This window comes from Priestia sp. YIM B13490 (genome assembly GCF_042787735.1).
GTDB classification, from domain to species: domain Bacteria; phylum Bacillota; class Bacilli; order Bacillales; family Bacillaceae_H; genus Priestia; species Priestia megaterium.
Genome location: NZ_JBHZOT010000001.1, coordinates 687,550 through 702,990, shown reverse-complemented (window position 1 = coordinate 702,990; position 15,441 = coordinate 687,550). Strand labels below are relative to the sequence as shown.

Annotated in this window: 17 protein-coding genes; 4 read left to right on the top strand and 13 right to left on the bottom strand. The window is 40.7% G+C overall.

The annotated features are described in order from the left end of the window. Nucleotides 1-437 precede the first annotated feature (437 nt). A complete protein-coding gene (locus ACFX4R_RS03910) occupies nt 438-923 on the bottom strand; it encodes a general stress protein (protein WP_043981350.1) in 486 nt (161 codons plus the stop codon). A 108-nt stretch (nt 924-1,031) separates the two neighbouring features. Next, nucleotides 1,032-2,252 (bottom strand): MFS transporter, encoded by a 1,221-nt coding sequence (locus tag ACFX4R_RS03905; protein WP_377568893.1) that lies wholly within the window; start codon nt 2,250-2,252, stop codon nt 1,032-1,034. 109 nt (nt 2,253-2,361) lie between these two features. Here ACFX4R_RS03905 and ACFX4R_RS03900 point away from each other — a divergent pair, with 109 nt between their 5' ends. Continuing rightward, nucleotides 2,362-3,231 carry a LysR family transcriptional regulator gene (locus tag ACFX4R_RS03900; RefSeq protein WP_377568890.1) on the top strand — a complete coding sequence of 290 codons (870 nt, stop codon included), beginning with the start codon at nt 2,362-2,364 and terminating at the stop codon, nt 3,229-3,231. 27 nt (nt 3,232-3,258) lie between these two features. On the opposite strand, the gene ACFX4R_RS03895 is transcribed toward ACFX4R_RS03900, so the two are convergent. The 5 genes from ACFX4R_RS03895 to ACFX4R_RS03875 all read right to left on the bottom strand — a co-directional run bounded on the left by ACFX4R_RS03895 (nt 3,259) and on the right by ACFX4R_RS03875 (nt 6,291). Then, nucleotides 3,259-3,738: a DUF2798 domain-containing protein gene (locus ACFX4R_RS03895; protein ID WP_377568887.1), complete on the bottom strand. Its 480-nt coding sequence runs from the start codon at nt 3,736-3,738 to the stop codon at nt 3,259-3,261. 264 nt (nt 3,739-4,002) lie between these two features. After that, entirely contained in the window at nt 4,003-5,247 is a 1,245-nt protein-coding gene (gene gltP / locus ACFX4R_RS03890; protein WP_064471877.1) for a glutamate-aspartate/proton symporter GltP, read from the bottom strand. A gap of 200 nt (nt 5,248-5,447) precedes the next feature. Continuing rightward, nucleotides 5,448-5,786, bottom strand: coding sequence for a zinc ribbon domain-containing protein YjdM (locus ACFX4R_RS03885; RefSeq protein ID WP_016764918.1), 339 nt, complete (start codon nt 5,784-5,786; stop codon nt 5,448-5,450). A 90-nt stretch (nt 5,787-5,876) separates the two neighbouring features. Further along, nucleotides 5,877-6,077, bottom strand: a complete 201-nt coding sequence (locus ACFX4R_RS03880; RefSeq protein ID WP_377568883.1) for a hypothetical protein — start codon at nt 6,075-6,077, stop codon at nt 5,877-5,879. A gap of 31 nt (nt 6,078-6,108) precedes the next feature. After that, complete coding sequence (locus ACFX4R_RS03875) at nt 6,109-6,291, bottom strand: hypothetical protein (RefSeq protein WP_377568880.1); 183 nt, start codon at nt 6,289-6,291, stop codon at nt 6,109-6,111. Between the two features lie 175 nt (nt 6,292-6,466). On the opposite strand from ACFX4R_RS03875, the gene ACFX4R_RS03870 reads away from it, so the two are divergent. Then, nucleotides 6,467-6,781, top strand: coding sequence for a hypothetical protein (locus ACFX4R_RS03870; RefSeq protein ID WP_377568877.1), 315 nt, complete (start codon nt 6,467-6,469; stop codon nt 6,779-6,781). Nucleotides 6,782-6,810: 29 nt separating this feature from the next. On the opposite strand, the gene ACFX4R_RS03865 is transcribed toward ACFX4R_RS03870, so the two are convergent. The 3 genes from ACFX4R_RS03865 to ACFX4R_RS03855 form a co-directional block, all read right to left on the bottom strand. Beyond that, complete coding sequence (locus ACFX4R_RS03865) at nt 6,811-7,422, bottom strand: CBO0543 family protein (protein ID WP_043981344.1); 612 nt, start codon at nt 7,420-7,422, stop codon at nt 6,811-6,813. A gap of 38 nt (nt 7,423-7,460) precedes the next feature. Continuing rightward, nucleotides 7,461-7,961: a CBO0543 family protein gene (locus ACFX4R_RS03860; RefSeq protein WP_323618169.1), complete on the bottom strand. Its 501-nt coding sequence runs from the start codon at nt 7,959-7,961 to the stop codon at nt 7,461-7,463. Between the two features lie 297 nt (nt 7,962-8,258). Further along, a complete protein-coding gene (locus ACFX4R_RS03855) occupies nt 8,259-9,869 on the bottom strand; it encodes a gamma-glutamyltransferase family protein (protein WP_377568872.1) in 1,611 nt (536 codons plus the stop codon). Between the two features lie 164 nt (nt 9,870-10,033). Here ACFX4R_RS03855 and ACFX4R_RS03850 point away from each other — a divergent pair, with 164 nt between their 5' ends. Continuing rightward, nucleotides 10,034-11,422, top strand: coding sequence for an alpha/beta fold hydrolase (locus ACFX4R_RS03850; protein ID WP_377568869.1), 1,389 nt, complete (start codon nt 10,034-10,036; stop codon nt 11,420-11,422). Between the two features lie 36 nt (nt 11,423-11,458). Here the strand turns inward: ACFX4R_RS03850 and ACFX4R_RS03845 are convergent, their stop codons facing one another. After that, the gene (locus tag ACFX4R_RS03845; protein ID WP_377568866.1) at nt 11,459-12,004 is read right to left on the bottom strand and encodes a GNAT family N-acetyltransferase; all 546 of its coding nucleotides are present in this window, start codon (nt 12,002-12,004) and stop codon (nt 11,459-11,461) included. A 94-nt stretch (nt 12,005-12,098) separates the two neighbouring features. On the opposite strand from ACFX4R_RS03845, the gene ACFX4R_RS03840 reads away from it, so the two are divergent. After that, nucleotides 12,099-12,572 (top strand): hypothetical protein, encoded by a 474-nt coding sequence (locus ACFX4R_RS03840; protein WP_237074359.1) that lies wholly within the window; start codon nt 12,099-12,101, stop codon nt 12,570-12,572. 189 nt (nt 12,573-12,761) lie between these two features. On the opposite strand, the gene ACFX4R_RS03835 is transcribed toward ACFX4R_RS03840, so the two are convergent. Next, nucleotides 12,762-13,946, bottom strand: coding sequence for a M20 family metallopeptidase (locus ACFX4R_RS03835; RefSeq protein ID WP_377568862.1), 1,185 nt, complete (start codon nt 13,944-13,946; stop codon nt 12,762-12,764). Continuing rightward, nucleotides 13,924-15,276: an LLM class flavin-dependent oxidoreductase gene (locus tag ACFX4R_RS03830; RefSeq protein WP_377568859.1), complete on the bottom strand. Its 1,353-nt coding sequence runs from the start codon at nt 15,274-15,276 to the stop codon at nt 13,924-13,926. Before ACFX4R_RS03830 ends, ACFX4R_RS03835 begins: the two co-directional genes overlap by 23 nt. Nucleotides 15,277-15,441 lie beyond the last annotated feature (165 nt).

Here is a 15,441-nt window from a genome sequence, read left to right as displayed (position 1 = left end):
CTTTCGAAATTTAACTAAATGAATGATGCTACTAATCAACCTGCTTAACTTTTTAAGTAAACATACTTTTGAAATATACTTTTTAGCCCTCTTTCAAACATGAATAATTTGTTAAAAAGTAATTTCCGAAAATAAATTAGAAAATTATTCTACTACGTATAATAATTAACAGTTAATTATTGGATGGAACTTGCACGTAAATCCTTCTATTAAAGCTTTCATCAAGATTTCGATCCCAAAATAAAACAATAAATACATTATTGTTACAATAATATTACATTATAATTTAAGGCATATTATTATTTTATACGCCATGACATATTTTGATATTTTTAACTATTATGGAATATTATTGTCAATAAAGTTCACTTAAATAAAACCAGCGCATAAAAAAAAACTGCCGCACTGCGACAGATTTCTCCTACGTATCTTACGTTCTATAAAATCATTCCGGTTAAAGGAGCTTTCGGGTTTCCATCATGATCTGAGTCTTCTTTGTCTACTAAAACAAGCAAGCTGCCTTCTTTGACTGAATCATTATATTGTTCGGCCTGCTGTTTTGGAATTCCCATACTTACTAAAATACCAGACAGACCTCCTACGCTCGCACCAGCTGCCGCACCTGTTAATGTAGCTACAATCGGACCAGCCGCCACAATTGGACCTATTCCCGGTATGGCAAGAGCCCCGGCACCTGCTAATATTCCGGTCAAGCTCCCTAGCGTACCTCCGGTAAGTGCTCCAGTTGCTGCCCCTTCTGCTTTTGTATTCGTTTCTTTCTGAACTTTTTTGGTCTTTTTATGTTTGCCGATGATAGATATTTCTTCTGATGTATACCCTTCTTTTTTCAAACTCTCTACAGCTTGAATTGCTTCTTGTTCCGTTTCGTATACCCCCACAACATTCTTTGCTTTTGCTTCCATACTATCTCCTCCTCATTAATGTTGTGTGTACCCGGGAGCATGGCTTTGAAACGTTTTAGAGGATAAGAGGTCTTCTCTATTCTTAAATAAATAGCCCTAAATCACTTTTTATTTAGTGACGTTTTTATTTAAAAATGCATGAACTCGCTCTTTTTTTAACCATATTCCTCCACAAGCAATGAAGCATGCAACCGTACTAAAAGCCAACGTGTAACTCCGAAGCCAATCCACAAGGAGCCCAAACCAAATCGGTGCGAGCACGATGGCAAATTGATTGAGCGTTAACGCAATGCTTACCGTTAAACCAATAAAACGATCATCCGCTTTTTCTGCTATTAGCACGATAAACAAACTAAACCAGCCAATTGCAAAAAAACCGAGGCTAAAACAAACTGCAGTTAGTAGCCAAAAAGGCAAAGTAAATCCAATATAAGAAATAGCTATTATTAATCCTGCAGCCATCCAAACCGTCACTTGCAAAGGAGTTCTTCGATTTCCGTTATACACATAATCACTTACCCAAGCTAAAACAATTCTCCCCACCATTCCGCCTAACAGTGTGATGCTCAGCAGAATGCCAGCTGAAGCAAAATCCATCTTTATGGCTTTCGTTAAATAGCTAATAAAGTGCGCAACGATAATCATTTGAAGAGAAATCATTGAAACACCTACAAAAAACAGCGGATAAAGCGTTTTATCTTGAGAAATGCGCTTGATTTTATGACGAAGCGTAAATGTTTCCTTTTTTTCTGACGATGATGATTGCTCTCGGTAGAATACAAAAAAAAGAATGCCTCCTCCGATAGCTGCCGCTGCCTGTACGAGAACAGCCCCATACCAGCCGTATTGATGAAACAGCAGCGGTAATGCTGCTGAAGCGACAGCGCCTCCAATCGGTATCCCCGTTTGCCGAATCCCCATGGCAAGGCCTCTATGATGAGAAGGAAACCACTTCACCACAGCTTTGCTTCCTCCTGGCTGTGCTGTTCCATACCACACGCCTGCTGCGAGAAGTACGCCTGTTAGATACAAATAATGATCAGCGCTATAGGCAAAAAGCATGCTTACCCCCAGCAAAATAGATCCTCCTCCTACAAGCCACCTTTCTCCATAACAATCCATCCAGTTTCCAAAAAGCAGCATGGAAAAGATCGGACCAATTTGAATAGCTGATACGAGCAGTCCTGTTTGAAACTGCGATAAATCATATAGGCTTTGCCAAAACGCCGCCAATGGCCCCGCTCCGTAGGTAACAAACGTTGCACATGCCTGAGAAAGAGTGGCAATAAATAAAATCATCCACTTATAAGAAGCTTTTTGTCTGCTCATTTTCTCTCCTCCACCTCTACTTTCAGTGTAGAGAAGGAATGGTATCATGTAAAATAAGGAATAAAGATAAAAGTCATCAATAAAAATGATAGCTGAAGGAGGAGATTTTATGGATATAAAAGATTTGCTTGTTTTTACAACGGTAGCAGAAGAAAAAAACATTTCAAAAGCTGCCAAAAGTTTAAGCTATGTGCAGTCGAATGTGACGATGCGCATTCAGCAGCTGGAAGCTGAACTCGGCACACAGCTATTTGAACGCAGCGGTAAAGGCGTAACGTTAACTTCTAGCGGAGAGCTGTTGCATCGTTATGCTGAAGAAATTCTTCGTTTAACCAATGAAGCCACTATAACTGTTCAAAGCAGTGCGCACACGCCGATAGGGCCTTTAAAAATAGGTGCAACTGAATCCACCGCGGCTCTTCGGCTACCGCCTTTGCTTTCTACTTATTGCACTGCCTACCCGGATGTAGACTTCATTTTAGAAACACATACAACCGATGTTCTTATTCAGCTGGTTTTAACCCGAAAACTTGAAGGCGCATTTGTTGCAGGCAGCTGTGAACATCCTGATCTAAACTCTTTATTTACTCAAGATGAAGAGCTTGTACTTGTGAGCCGCCACCCTCTTCCTTCTCTTTACAGCCTAAACGATATGAATTTATTAGCCTTCAGCAGCGGATGCGCATATCGACATACGTTAGAAAGGCTGTTGACAAAAGAAGGCGTGTTTCCAAAACGGATATTAGAATTTGGTACGATTGAAGCGATTATTGGGTGTGTAAAAGCTGGTATGGGCGTAGCTGTAATGATGAAATCCATTGTATCTCATCACGACCATTCATTAACGTTAACTCCGCTGCCGCAGCCATATAGAAAGGTTCCCACTTTTTTTATTACGCGAAAAGATGCCTTTGTATCGGCGGCTTTACGTGAATTTTCTTCTCTTCTTACCAAACAGCTTTGCATAACAAAACCCTAAGAAAATAGGCGTTCTTAGGGTTTTGACTTAAGCAGCTGCAGTATTCTTTTTCACAAATTTCATGAACAATAAACGAACTAAAGGTCCCATAATAAGAAGCTGAAGCGGGTAGGCTACGATAAAGTTTTTCATCACGATAAATGCATAGCTTGAAAGAAGCGGCTCTCCTTGCAGGCCTTTCGTAAGTGACATCGTAATTAATCCGTATACAGACATGGAAAGCACCATTCCGATCACCATACATGATGACAAAATCAACACGACTTTTAACTGTTTAGACTTATCAAACGGCAGTGAAAATGCTACTTTTTTTGCTACGGGACCAACGAAAAAAGTTTCGACAGTCATTGCGACTACAAACGTGATAACCAAGTTCAAAATACCTTCTGCAAGGGTGATATGCCCGATGACGTCATTCATTAACATGTTATACACCGTCATTACAAGCACCATCCCTCCGCACATCATCATTCCAAAATACATACTCTCTTTTTTAGTTGTTGGCACATTCCTCATCCTTTTCATCTTTTTTACTTGGCTTAGTATAGCTTTTTATCTTCCTTCTTCGTAAGTGAACAATTTGTGAACATTCATCTAAAAAATGCCCTGTGACCAAAAAACAGTCACAGGGCATTTTTTTAGACTTAAGCGGCGCGTCCTCTTTTTTTGAGTAGAGCTGAGTATGACAAATTACTCTAGTCTACATCGTTAATAAATATTTAGAGATTTAACAAAAAACCCCCGCTTTATGAGCTAAAGCGGGGGTTGGTTTTATAGAGATTCCGTGTGAGATGCAGGCGGGATCGGCGTTTGGGTGCGGAATACTTTTTCCCATTTTGAGACGACGATACAGGCGATCGCGTGGCCTGGAACGTTGACTCCTGTTCTGGCCATATCCATGATGCGGTCTACTCCTGCAATAATTGCCACTCCTTCAGCCGGCAGACCTACTGCGTTGGCTGTTGCTAAAAGAACAACAAGTGAACCTGACGGGACAGCCGCAATTCCTTTACTTGTCATCACTAGTATAAGCATCATAAATAATTGCTGAGTTAATGGCATATCGATGTTAAAAGCCTGCGCTAAAAAGACGCATGAAACGGATAAATACAGCGTGGAGCCATCACAGTTTAATGACAGGCCCGATGGAATAACGAACGACACAACTCGTTTAGGACATCCGTACTTTTCCATCCGCTCCATCAGCTGCGGCAGCACCGTTTCCGTGCTTGTTGTTGAAAAGGCAATAAGAAACAAGTCCCAAATCATTTTGAATACTTCAAAGTAGTTGAATTTGAACAAAAACCCAACAAGCGGAAATAAAACAAATAAAATAATAAAAAGACCTAAAAAGACGGTTCCAATTAGCTTTAGCATTGGAAGCAGAAGTGCAATGCCGTATTGACCTACAGATGCAGCCATTAGCGCTAGTACACCAAGAGGCGCTGTGACCATAACAATTTGCGTTAATTTAAACATAATTTTAGCCGTAGATTCAAAAAATTTCATTGCAGGTTCGGATGCTTTACCGACTCCTGAAGCGGCAACACCAAATAAAATAGCAAAGAAAATCACGGCCAGCAAATCATTTTTTGCCATCACATCTACGATATTCGTTGGAATGATGTTTAAAATCATTTGTTTAAAGTCTACGACTTTGTCGGTGTACTGAGACAATTCACCGATATCTTTTTTTACAAGATGAGAAAGATCGAGGCCTACTCCGGGCTTTAGCAAATTCACTAACAGCAGACCGATTCCTAATACGATGGTAGTAATGATTTCAAACCAAATAATCGTCTTTAACCCTAGACTCCCCATTTGTTTCATACTGCCGCTTCCCGCAGCACCTATGACGATGGTTGAAAAGACAATCGGCACCACAATCATTTTAATGAGCCGGATAAACCCGTCTCCTACCGGTCTTAAAGCCATCCCAAAGTCCGGAAAAAAGTGCCCGATAACAGCTCCGATTACTAATGCAATTAAAATTTGAAACGCTAAAAACTTTTTCACATTTCTCCCTCCCTTTTGTCTTCATGAAACGGACATCTATTCCATTAATATCCAAATCTTGAGACACTTTAAGTAAGTTCGGGACATTTAGCTAGATTCCTTCTAAAATAGACAAATTGGTCTATATATTTCGCTTTATCAGTTAAAATGCATAGAAAAAAGCCAGAGTGAAGTTGTTCTTCATCCTGGCTTTTTTAATCTTATGCTTTTTTAACAAACTGAGATTTTAAGCTCATCGCTCCAAATCCGTCAATTTTGCAGTCGATGTTATGATCGCCTTCTACTAAACGAATGCTTTTTACTTTTGTTCCGATTTTGACAACCGATGAGCTTCCTTTTACTTTTAAGTCTTTGATGACGGTAACTGAATCTCCGTCTTTTAAAAGGTTCCCGTTTGCATCTTTTACAGTCAGCTGTTCTTCCGTGCTTTCTGTTTTTTCATCTTGTCCCCATTCATGCCCACACTCCGGGCAGACGAACAGGTTTCCATCTTCATATGTATACTGTGATTGACAGCTTGGGCAATTAGGTACATTCATTTTCTTTTCCTCCAGCAGCAGCTCGTAACCAATGGTACGATCACGAGATTACATTTTTTATCTGTTTTATACTGTCACAATTTCATGAGATTAACAAGCTTTTCTATTTCCTTGCTGCTGATGTTTTCTTTTCCAAATAAGTGAGCCGATAAACAGAACAAAACCCGCTCCAAAGACAAGAAGCTGATCTAAATAAAAGTCACCTGTTTTTACATACCCTATAATAAATAATCCTCCAAACATGAGCATCAGCATACATGAAAACCGAATGAGGTATGAATTGATTTCCATCTTTCATTCCTCCTTTTTTTAAGACTTTTTATTACGAAAAAAACACGAACCATATGCCGAATGTAACCGCATATAACGGTAAAATGATGGCCAGTTTTTGCTTCCACCCTTTAAAAAAAGAAGAATTACGAGGCGCAAACCAAAGCTCTAACGTGCCGTATAACAGCAGTGCTCCCGCTGCTAATATCGCAATCACAGTCTCTCCTACCTCCATACATACTCCTCGCTTTCATTCTGCGCACTTGAAGCTAAGCACAGCGTATCGTATATAGTAAATCTCATCATTATAAAAGAGCTTATATCGTGATGCGTGCGGGTTTTGAATACTTTTTTCAACCATACATTTATTACCATTATATCATAATAAAAGCAGTTTTCAGCTTATTTTTGTGATTACACTGCTTATGGAAGCTGGATTAACCTATGCGTGCTCATCCTTTTTGTCTATCCGTTTTATTGAGCTTATGTTTTTTAGCGGACTTTTGTTTTCAGTTTTGACTTTTTGGTTTTCAAGCAGCGGAAGCAACAGCGCTCATTCTCACTATAAAACTCATTCCATGAGGTTAATGTCTGGGGCCAATATCGAACACAATCCGTTTCGTTTGCGCTGGAAGGCTTATTTTCTTGCTTCTTTAAGCTTGACGGGAGTAGGCCTGATTTTTTTCATTCTGCTGCTGACCGACATTATTCCTCCAGTAAGCTAAAAAACCTGCTCTTCACAGAGAGCAGGAACTTACGAGAACAGCTTGAGAAGCAGGCATTTTCGCTTTACTTTATTCGCAACAGCTTGAGTCACATGATCTTTTAAAGGCCGAGTCAATATTCGTTTCAGCGGATGTTTTAACATTCGTTTGCTCACGGGAACTTTAAAGATAACGCTGAGAACCACTGTTGCTAAAACCGAGAGCAGTAAGACCGCAAAAGGCTTTTTTTGAAACCACCTCGAGAAGATAAGCATCATTACATAAATAAGTGCTGACCACCCTAAATGCCAGCCGTGCCTAAATGTAATCCCTTTACACCTGAGCCCAACCCATTCTACAAAGGAAGCTGTACATACCCATTTTGTAATATATTTCACCTGCTTAGCGAGTGTAGACGGATAGGTAGCTAAGAACGACAAAATCATGAGAGGCGTAATGAACATAAGGTGTAAAATACGCAGTACTTTTAATGAAAGATGCAAAGATTTAAAATCCCAAAGCAATTTATCATTACATAAAAAGTAGTAGAGAATATTAAAAAAGCTCACGTATAAAACCCCAGCGTACAGCTCGCGTATTTTGTTCCACGTTTTCTTATGGATATTTTGAAAAATCAGCCATAGAAGGACAGAAATATGCACCTTTGTTCACCTCTCTAACGTCGTTTTTAGAATCTCTGCTATTGTATTTTTGTTTTTTCCTGCTTCTTTTCAATTTTTCGAATCCATCCAATCAGCATTCGGTTAAGATACGATTTTAACGTTACGCTAGTAAAAGTGTGATACCACATCCAGCCTGTTTTCCACTCGATGAGCTTCGTTCGTTTTTCAGCCCATAATTCAATAAAAAACATTGGAATCGTAAAAAGCACAATTTTATATAAAACTTTTAACCCTTTATCGTAATACGTAGCTTGATTAATCATGACGGATATCATAGGATACAGTAAAAAGTCGAACAACACGTTAATTCTAAACTGCTTTTTCAATAAGCGAGTTGGATATCGAAGAAGGCCGTGAGTTACAATAAATTTATCAATAATACCATTCGTTAAGGCGTTAAACACATAGGCCAGCAGCCAGTCTTTAATCGGTGGTTTTCTAAATAAAAAAGGGAGAATTCCCAGGGCGATAAGTAGCATTACACGTAAAAATTTCACTTCAAACTTTTTATTTCTCATCACCTTTTCGCTCCTTTCACCAAGTGTTGTTAGCCTACCCTCATGTCAATTGGCAGCTTGAGACGGCTGTTCTCACCACGCTCAATTATTGCTTATATTAATTTATAAAGATACGCAGCAGCGTCTAATGTAAATTTTCCGTACATAACCCCTAAGTTCACGTTATCCTTACATACGTAAATGTTTGTTTTAGTTTTAAGTTCTTTGAAGAGATTTATACATGTGGTTGAGACATGAAAAAAGCCCAACTTTAATCAGTACGGGCTTCTTCCTCCACCTATTGTGTTTTTTTAAACGTTACCATCCAGCTACAAATCCATCCGTTCGTGATTCACTTCCTCCGCATAGCACGCCGCTTTCAGGATCTCTCCAAATAATCTGTCCGCGCCCAAATGCCATTGAATCCACGGCTACTTCAATTTTATGTCCCTTTCGTTCAAGCGCTTGTGCTACGTGTGAGGGAAAAGCTGGCTCCACAAGCACCGTTTTATCTTTTTTCCACTGCCATCTTGGCGCGTCTAAAGCGGCTTGAGGATGAAGCTGAAAGTCAATCGTATTCATGACAACTTGCATATGTCCCTGCGGCTGCATAAAACCTCCCATCACGCCGAACGGTCCTACGGGCTCCTTATTTTTAGTGAAAAAGCCTGGAATAATGGTATGAAACGTTTTTTTATTAGGAGCAAGGCAGTTATCGTGATTAGGGTCCATTGAAAAATTATGGCCGCGGTTTTGCAAGGCAATTCCCGTTTCTGGCACAACGATTCTAGAACCAAAGCCCATATAATTACTTTGAATAAGCGAAACCATGTTTCCTGCTTCATCAGCCGTTGCTAAATACACCGTTCCGCTTCCGACAGGTTCTCCCGCTTCAGGCTGAAGAGCATGTTCTTTTATAAGACTGCGGCGATAGCCTGCATATGTATCAGACAGCAGCTCACTAACAGACACGCTCATTTTTGCTTCTTCCGTAATGTATTTTTCTCCGTCCGCAAACGCAAGCTTTATCGCTTCTATTTGTTTATGATACGTATTCACGGCATCTTTTTCTTGAAGCTCAAAGCCTTTGACGATATTTAATGCCATTAACGCAATAAGCCCCTGACCGTTCGGAGGAATTTCCCACACATCATATCCACGGTAGTGAGCGGAAATCGGGTTCACCCACTCAGGCTCATAAGCAGCCAAATCTTCCTTGGATAAAAAGCCGCTATATTTTTTGCTGAATGCACCAATACGATCCGCAAGCTCACCTTTATAAAACGCTTCTGCATCTGTTTCGCCAATGAGCTGAAGCGTACGGGCATGATGGATGGATGACCACATTTCTCCTGCTTTTGGTGCTTGTCCATTTGGGGCAAACGTTTGAAACCATGACTCAAATTCTCCGCTTGTATGTAGTCGTTTGAACGTATCGTACGCTTGTTTCCATTGTTTCGCAAGAGTAGGCGCTAGCGGAAATCCTTCTTTGGCGTACTGAATAGCAGGCTGCAGTACTTGAGAAAGAGGCAGTTTGCCAAATCGCTTCGATAAAGCAGCCCAAGATGCCGGAGCCCCAGGAACCGTAACGGGAATCATTCCGTACTTAGGAATATCTCTGTATCCTTTTTCCTTTAGCGCATCAATGGAAATAGACCGCGGAGAAGGTCCGCTGGCGTTTAGTCCATACAGCTGATTATTTGTCCAAACAAGCGCAAATGCGTCTCCTCCGATTCCATTAGATGTGGGCTCTAATACAGTAAGGCTCGCTGCTGTGGCGATTGCTGCATCAATGGCATTGCCTCCTTTTTTTAAAATATCAAGGCCTGCCTGCGCTGCGAGCGGCTGAGATGTAGATACCATTCCTTTTTTTGCATAAACAGGAACTCGGTAAGATGGATATGGATGATAATGCGGATCATAGGTCATAAAAGCGCATCCTTTTTTAGATATTTTAATTTTCAGAATAATACAACTCCTTTATTTTACCATATTCATAACGCATCGGCTTTTTTTATCTTAGAATGACATGACTCCTTTTACCTAAAATTGGTATACTGATAGAGTAGAAGAATCGCCAAGGAGGATGATGTATGAAAAAAGTAAAAGCTGCCCTTCCACTCGCTGTTTCTTTAGCACTCGGGCTTCAAGTACTTCCTATGTCCACTTCACCTGTTCAAGCTGAAGCAGCGGCAAATGCTGCTCATCACTCAGCAAAAGTTGAAGTCAAACGAGCAAACGCATTTTTAACGAATGTCGCCAACGGCAAAACTAAAGAAGCTAAGCGCCATTTTTCCCGCAGCCTGCAGTTAAAAATGAGTGAAGACAACCTAAAAACATGGTGGTCAGCTCTAACGGCTCAGCTTGGTGCTGTAAAAAAGATTGGGACAGCTGTACAAGGTGAAATCAATACGGTTCATCGAAATATAGAAATCCCAATTGAATTTGAACACGTATCAGCTACTTTAACCATTCGATTTAGTCAAAATCGTCAAATTGATGATTGGCGAATCGTACCGGAGGAGCGCCAGTTTTCGTTTTCCACACCGCCTTATGACACCCCTAAGAACTACAGTGAAAAACAGCTTTCAATCGGCAAAGCACCTTACGAACTTCCAGCAACGCTTACTCTTCCAACACGTTCAAAACATCAAAATGTACCCGTTGTCATATTCGTTCACGGATCAGGACCTTCTGATCAAGATGAAACGTTTATGGGCTTAAAGCCGTTTCGAGATCTGGCTTCTGGACTGGCTTCTCAAGGAATCGCCGTTTTACGCTACAACAAGCGTACATACGAACATACAGCTAAAATGTCCGGTGAAAATAAAATAAACGTCGACGATGAAACAACGGATGATGCCATACTCGCAGTGGAAGCAATGGCGAAACAAAAAGGCATCGACAGCCGCAACATTTTCATACTAGGACACAGTCAAGGCGGCATGATGATGCCCAGGATTTTAAATCACACGCCGGATAAAAGCGTGCGCGGCTCTATTTTACTTGCTGCACCGAGCCGCACACTTCCAGAGTTAATGCTTGAACAATTTGCCTATCTTGTATCGCTGAATCAGCTTCCGAAAGAGCAGCTTGCTTTTTTCCAGCAGCAGTTTGCCATTTTACAAGACCCAAGCTTTTCACCAGCTCAGCCGCCAAAAGAATTTCTGCTTGGCACGCCTTATTTTTGGTATGACGTAGCTCACTGGCACCCTGCAGAAGTCGCAAAATCTCAGGACACGCCTCTGCTTCTTTTACAAGGAGCACGTGATTATCAAGTAACGACCGAAGATTTTGAAGGCTGGAAACAAAGCTTATCTCAGCGTTCCAACACTTCTTTTAAGCTTTATCCAAAGCTCAACCACTTTTTCACAGAAGGAACTGGTGAAAAAAGCACGCCCGATGAATATGCTGTTTCAGCCAACATTCCTTCTTATGTCATTGATGATATTGTCAAATGGGTTCGTGAAACACAAAAGTAAAGAAACAAGGCGCTGTTTTATCAGCGCCTTGTTCTCTTATTCATTAAACCTGCCCATTACAACCGTACTATAGTACTTGCCGTCAGACAGCATCTTGTCATTTTTTAATACTCCTTCCATTTCAAACCCGAATTTTGTATATAAATCAATCGCTTGTTTATTGGTCTCTAGCACATTCAGCGTTATTTTCTTCATGCCCGCGCTATCTGCCCACAGTATGGACTGCTGTAAAAGCTCTTTGCCAATTCCGTATCCCCACCATTCTTTTGCGATGCATACGCCAAACTCTACTTTGTGGGCAAATCGTTTCAAGTCATGACCTTCGCATCTTGAAAACCCGACAATTTTATTATGTACACTTGCTACTAAAAATAAGTTTCGTTTACTTTCTGTGTCACGTTGAATAAGTTTTTCAAAATCGCATTCGTCCATATACCCTTCTCCTGGTTCACGATCTAAGTTTTCCGTTTCTCCGTCTAGCTGAACTCTAAGGTGAGACAGTTCGTGTGCATCGCTAATGTCAGCTGAACGAATGATGTACTGAAGTCCTTTTACATAGTAAATTTGCTGGCTGATGACCATCGTATCCCCCTCAAATGTCTTTATTTCATTAAATCTATTAATTGAATTTAATTTCCTTTAATATAAATATTATACATACAGAGATGAAAGAGAGTTGAACAAATTGCTCTGGTTACTGCTTTTGATCCTATACGGCATTTACAAGTTCTATAAATCAAGAAGACCGCTAACGAAGTTTGACCATTTTTATGAGAAAGCGTTTGAGCTAGAAGAAAAAAAGCGCTATGAAGATGCCCTTGATATACGCAACCAAGGGATCGAACTCCATACCCTTACCGATTTAGAGCGAGCTGATTTACATTTAGCAAACGGGCGTATGCTTTTAAAACTAAAGCAATACGAAAAAGCAACAAAACACTACGACGCATCATTTAAACTAGCAAAATATGAAGAATTCCCTTACTCAGAAGGATTTGACGAAGTCATTGAAGCCTACTTGTATGCGGGGCGTAAAGAAGATGCGCTGATAATAACCAACGACATGTTAAAACGGCAAAGCTATGATCAAAAATTTAAAAAGCTAGAGCCTTTAAAAGAAAAGCTTCTTTCATATGAAGACTCATGGTAAAATTAAACAAATGAAAGCGTATTATTAAGAGCGTAAGAGCGACTGAGGTGACTATAGTGATTATAACCGTTATTGTAGGAGTGCTGGGTCTAATTGGTTTAATTGCAGCAGGATTTGCGACGAATTATAAGGATACGAAGTAAAAATACATAAAAAAGAACAAGAACCTATTTGGTTCTTGTTCTTTTTTTAACGAGCCAATAGCTTTTCTGTTATGCGCAAAAACATCTTTACTCCAATTTCAAGCGAGTCTTCATCTACCGTAAACTTCGGATGATGATGAGGGTATACGATGCCTTGTTCTTCATTTCGTGCTCCGATGTTAAAAAATGCTCCTTCCGTTTCCTGCAGATAAGCTGAAAAATCTTCTCCTCCCATTTTAGGAGACAGCGTCTTTACACGTTCTTCTCCATATTCTTCGATAGCTGTTTCTTCAATTAACCTTGTAATTTCTTCAGAATTAATGACGGGATGATAGCCTTTTTTATATGTGAAGGTGTACTCTGCACCGTAGGCCTCTGTTAGTCCTTTTACCATACGGTCAATTTGTGCCGGAACTTTTTCTCGCAGCGCCGCGTCAAAGCTGCGAACGGTACCGTTAAGCTCCACTTTATCAGGAAGTACATTGTGCGTAGTTCCTCCGTGAAATTGTGTAACCGATACGACTAATTTATCAATTGGATTGGTCGTTCTTGAAACAATCGTTTGAAGGTTCGTCACAATTTGCGCTCCTACCACAATGGCATCAACTGCTTCGTGAGGCGCTGCGGCGTGTCCTCCTTTTCCTTTAATCGATATATTAAACGTGTCAGGCGAAGCCATCATAGGACCTGCAAGCACGCCGATTTCTCCGACGGGAAGACCAGAATTCAAATGCGTGCCAATTACATAATCCACCCCTTCCATCGCGCCTTCTTTCACAAGTTCCTGCGCTCCCCCGGGCAGCAGCTCTTCTGCGTGTTGAAAAATCAAGCGGATTTCTCCTTTAAATTCATTTCCTAACTGAGAAAGAACAGAAGCTACTCCTAATAAAATAGCCGTGTGACCGTCATGTCCGCATGCATGCATCACGCCTTTATGAACCGAGGCAAATGCAAATGTGTTTTCTTCTTCAATCGGCAGCGCGTCCATATCCGCTCGAATCGCAACCACTTTCCCCTGCTCTTTTCCTATTAATCTAGCCACCACGCTTGTTGGTGTAGGACGAGTAATAATAAAGCTTCCAAACGAACGAAGCGTATCTTCAACAAACTGAGACGTTCGATGTTCTTGAAACGATAATTCAGGGTAGTGATGAAAATGCCTTCTCCACTCAATTACCTGCTTTTTTAAGCTTTCTATGACGCTGTAGTCACTGATTAATTTGACTGTCATACACATACTCCTCCTTTGTTTGACTATATTGATTGGCTGGAACGGAAAGGTTCAAATTTCCTCGCAGCGTATTGCTTTCATATGAAGTGTCGTAAAGGCCACGCTCTTGTAAAATAGGCACCACTTTTTCCACAAACTGATGAAACGTATCGCTCATAAACGGACGAAGCACAAATCCATCCGCTGCTTCCTGCTCATGCCATTTTTGCATTTCATTCGCTACGTGTTCGGGTGTTCCTGAAAACCGCGAACGCGGCAAAATTGTTTCAAGCGCCACTTGTCTTAACGTTAACTTTCGAGCAGCCGCCGCTTGTTTAATTTTATTTGTCGTACTTTGAAAGGCATTTGCTCCGATATCCCCTAACTCTGGAAACGGTGCGTCTAGGTCAAATTGCTGAAAGTCGTAGTCATCAAAAAAACGAGCTAAATATGTAATGGCGTGATCAATTGGAATTAGCGCAGCAAGCTCTCCATATCTTCTTTCTACATCTTCCTCGCTATCTCCTATAATTAAATCAATACTTGGAAAAATGAGAAGCTCTTCGGGATTTCTCCCGTGATTTCTTGCTCTATTTTTCATATCTTGATAGAATGCCTGCGCTTCTTCTAGTGTATATGCATTTGTATAAATCGCATCGGCATTCTCTGCTCCGAATCCTCTTCCTCTTTCTGACGAACCTGCTTGAAACACAACCGGATGTCCCTGCTTTGAACGAGCAATATTTAACGGCCCTTGAACTTGAAAATGCTTGCCTTTAAATCCAAGCGTATACATTTTCTTTGGATCAAAAAACTGACCGGTTTCTTTTTTGTAGATAAAAGCATCGTCTTCCCATGAATCCCACAGTCCTTTTACTACGTCGAGATGCTCTTTTGCAATTTCGTATCGTTCGCTGTGAAGAGGAAGATACCCTCTCCTGTGATTGCGCGCTGCCCCTTCTTGCGGAGAAGTAACTACGTTCCACCCCGCTCTCCCGCCGCTTATATGATCAAGAGACATCAGCTGACGAGCGATTGTAAAAGGCTCACTGAAACTTGTTGAAACCGTCCCGACCAGTCCGATGTGACTCGTAGAAGCAGCGAGAGCTGACAGCAGCGTAATGGGCTCAAAACAATTTAAAAAGTGAGGAATAGACTTTTCAGATATGGCTAATCCGTCCGCAATAAAGATAAAGCTGAACAGTCCTTTTTCCAATATACGCGCTTGTTTCTTATAAAACTCAATATTAATGCTTGCATCAGGCTCTGCGTCCGAATGTCTCCATCCATCCGTCGTACTTCCAAGGCCTTTAATATTTGCTCCTAGCTTTAGCTTTCTTTTTTCACTCAACGTATACTTCCTCCTTTTTATGACAAATAAAAAGAGATGCTTTGATTGTTCAAAGCATCTCCAGTCGTCTGGTCGATCAGTTTTTAATAGATGTTTAGTTGACTTATCTGCATGTTATACCTACTATCCAGGTAAGTCAAATTAGCTTTTTAAATATGTGCTTTT

Bases quoted from the DNA above. Each gene is read 5' to 3' on its own strand.
- ACFX4R_RS03850 (WP_377568869.1), top strand. From the start codon at position 10,034: ATGAAAAAAGTAAAAGCTGCCCTTCCACTCGCTGTTTCTTTAGCACTC.
- ACFX4R_RS03900 (WP_377568890.1), top strand. From the start codon at position 2,362: ATGGATATAAAAGATTTGCTTGTTTTTACAACGGTAGCAGAAGAAAAA.
- ACFX4R_RS03860 (WP_323618169.1), bottom strand. From the start codon at position 7,961: ATGAGAAATAAAAAGTTTGAAGTGAAATTTTTACGTGTAATGCTACTT.
- ACFX4R_RS03910 (WP_043981350.1), bottom strand. From the start codon at position 923: ATGGAAGCAAAAGCAAAGAATGTTGTGGGGGTATACGAAACGGAACAA.
- ACFX4R_RS03880 (WP_377568883.1), bottom strand. From the start codon at position 6,077: ATGGAAATCAATTCATACCTCATTCGGTTTTCATGTATGCTGATGCTC.
- ACFX4R_RS03835 (WP_377568862.1), bottom strand. From the start codon at position 13,946: ATGACAGTCAAATTAATCAGTGACTACAGCGTCATAGAAAGCTTAAAA.
- ACFX4R_RS03875 (WP_377568880.1), bottom strand. From the start codon at position 6,291: ATGGAGGTAGGAGAGACTGTGATTGCGATATTAGCAGCGGGAGCACTG.
- ACFX4R_RS03855 (WP_377568872.1), bottom strand. From the start codon at position 9,869: ATGACCTATGATCCGCATTATCATCCATATCCATCTTACCGAGTTCCT.
- ACFX4R_RS03905 (WP_377568893.1), bottom strand. From the start codon at position 2,252: ATGAGCAGACAAAAAGCTTCTTATAAGTGGATGATTTTATTTATTGCC.
- ACFX4R_RS03885 (WP_016764918.1), bottom strand. From the start codon at position 5,786: ATGAATGTACCTAATTGCCCAAGCTGTCAATCACAGTATACATATGAA.
- ACFX4R_RS03845 (WP_377568866.1), bottom strand. From the start codon at position 12,004: ATGGTCATCAGCCAGCAAATTTACTATGTAAAAGGACTTCAGTACATC.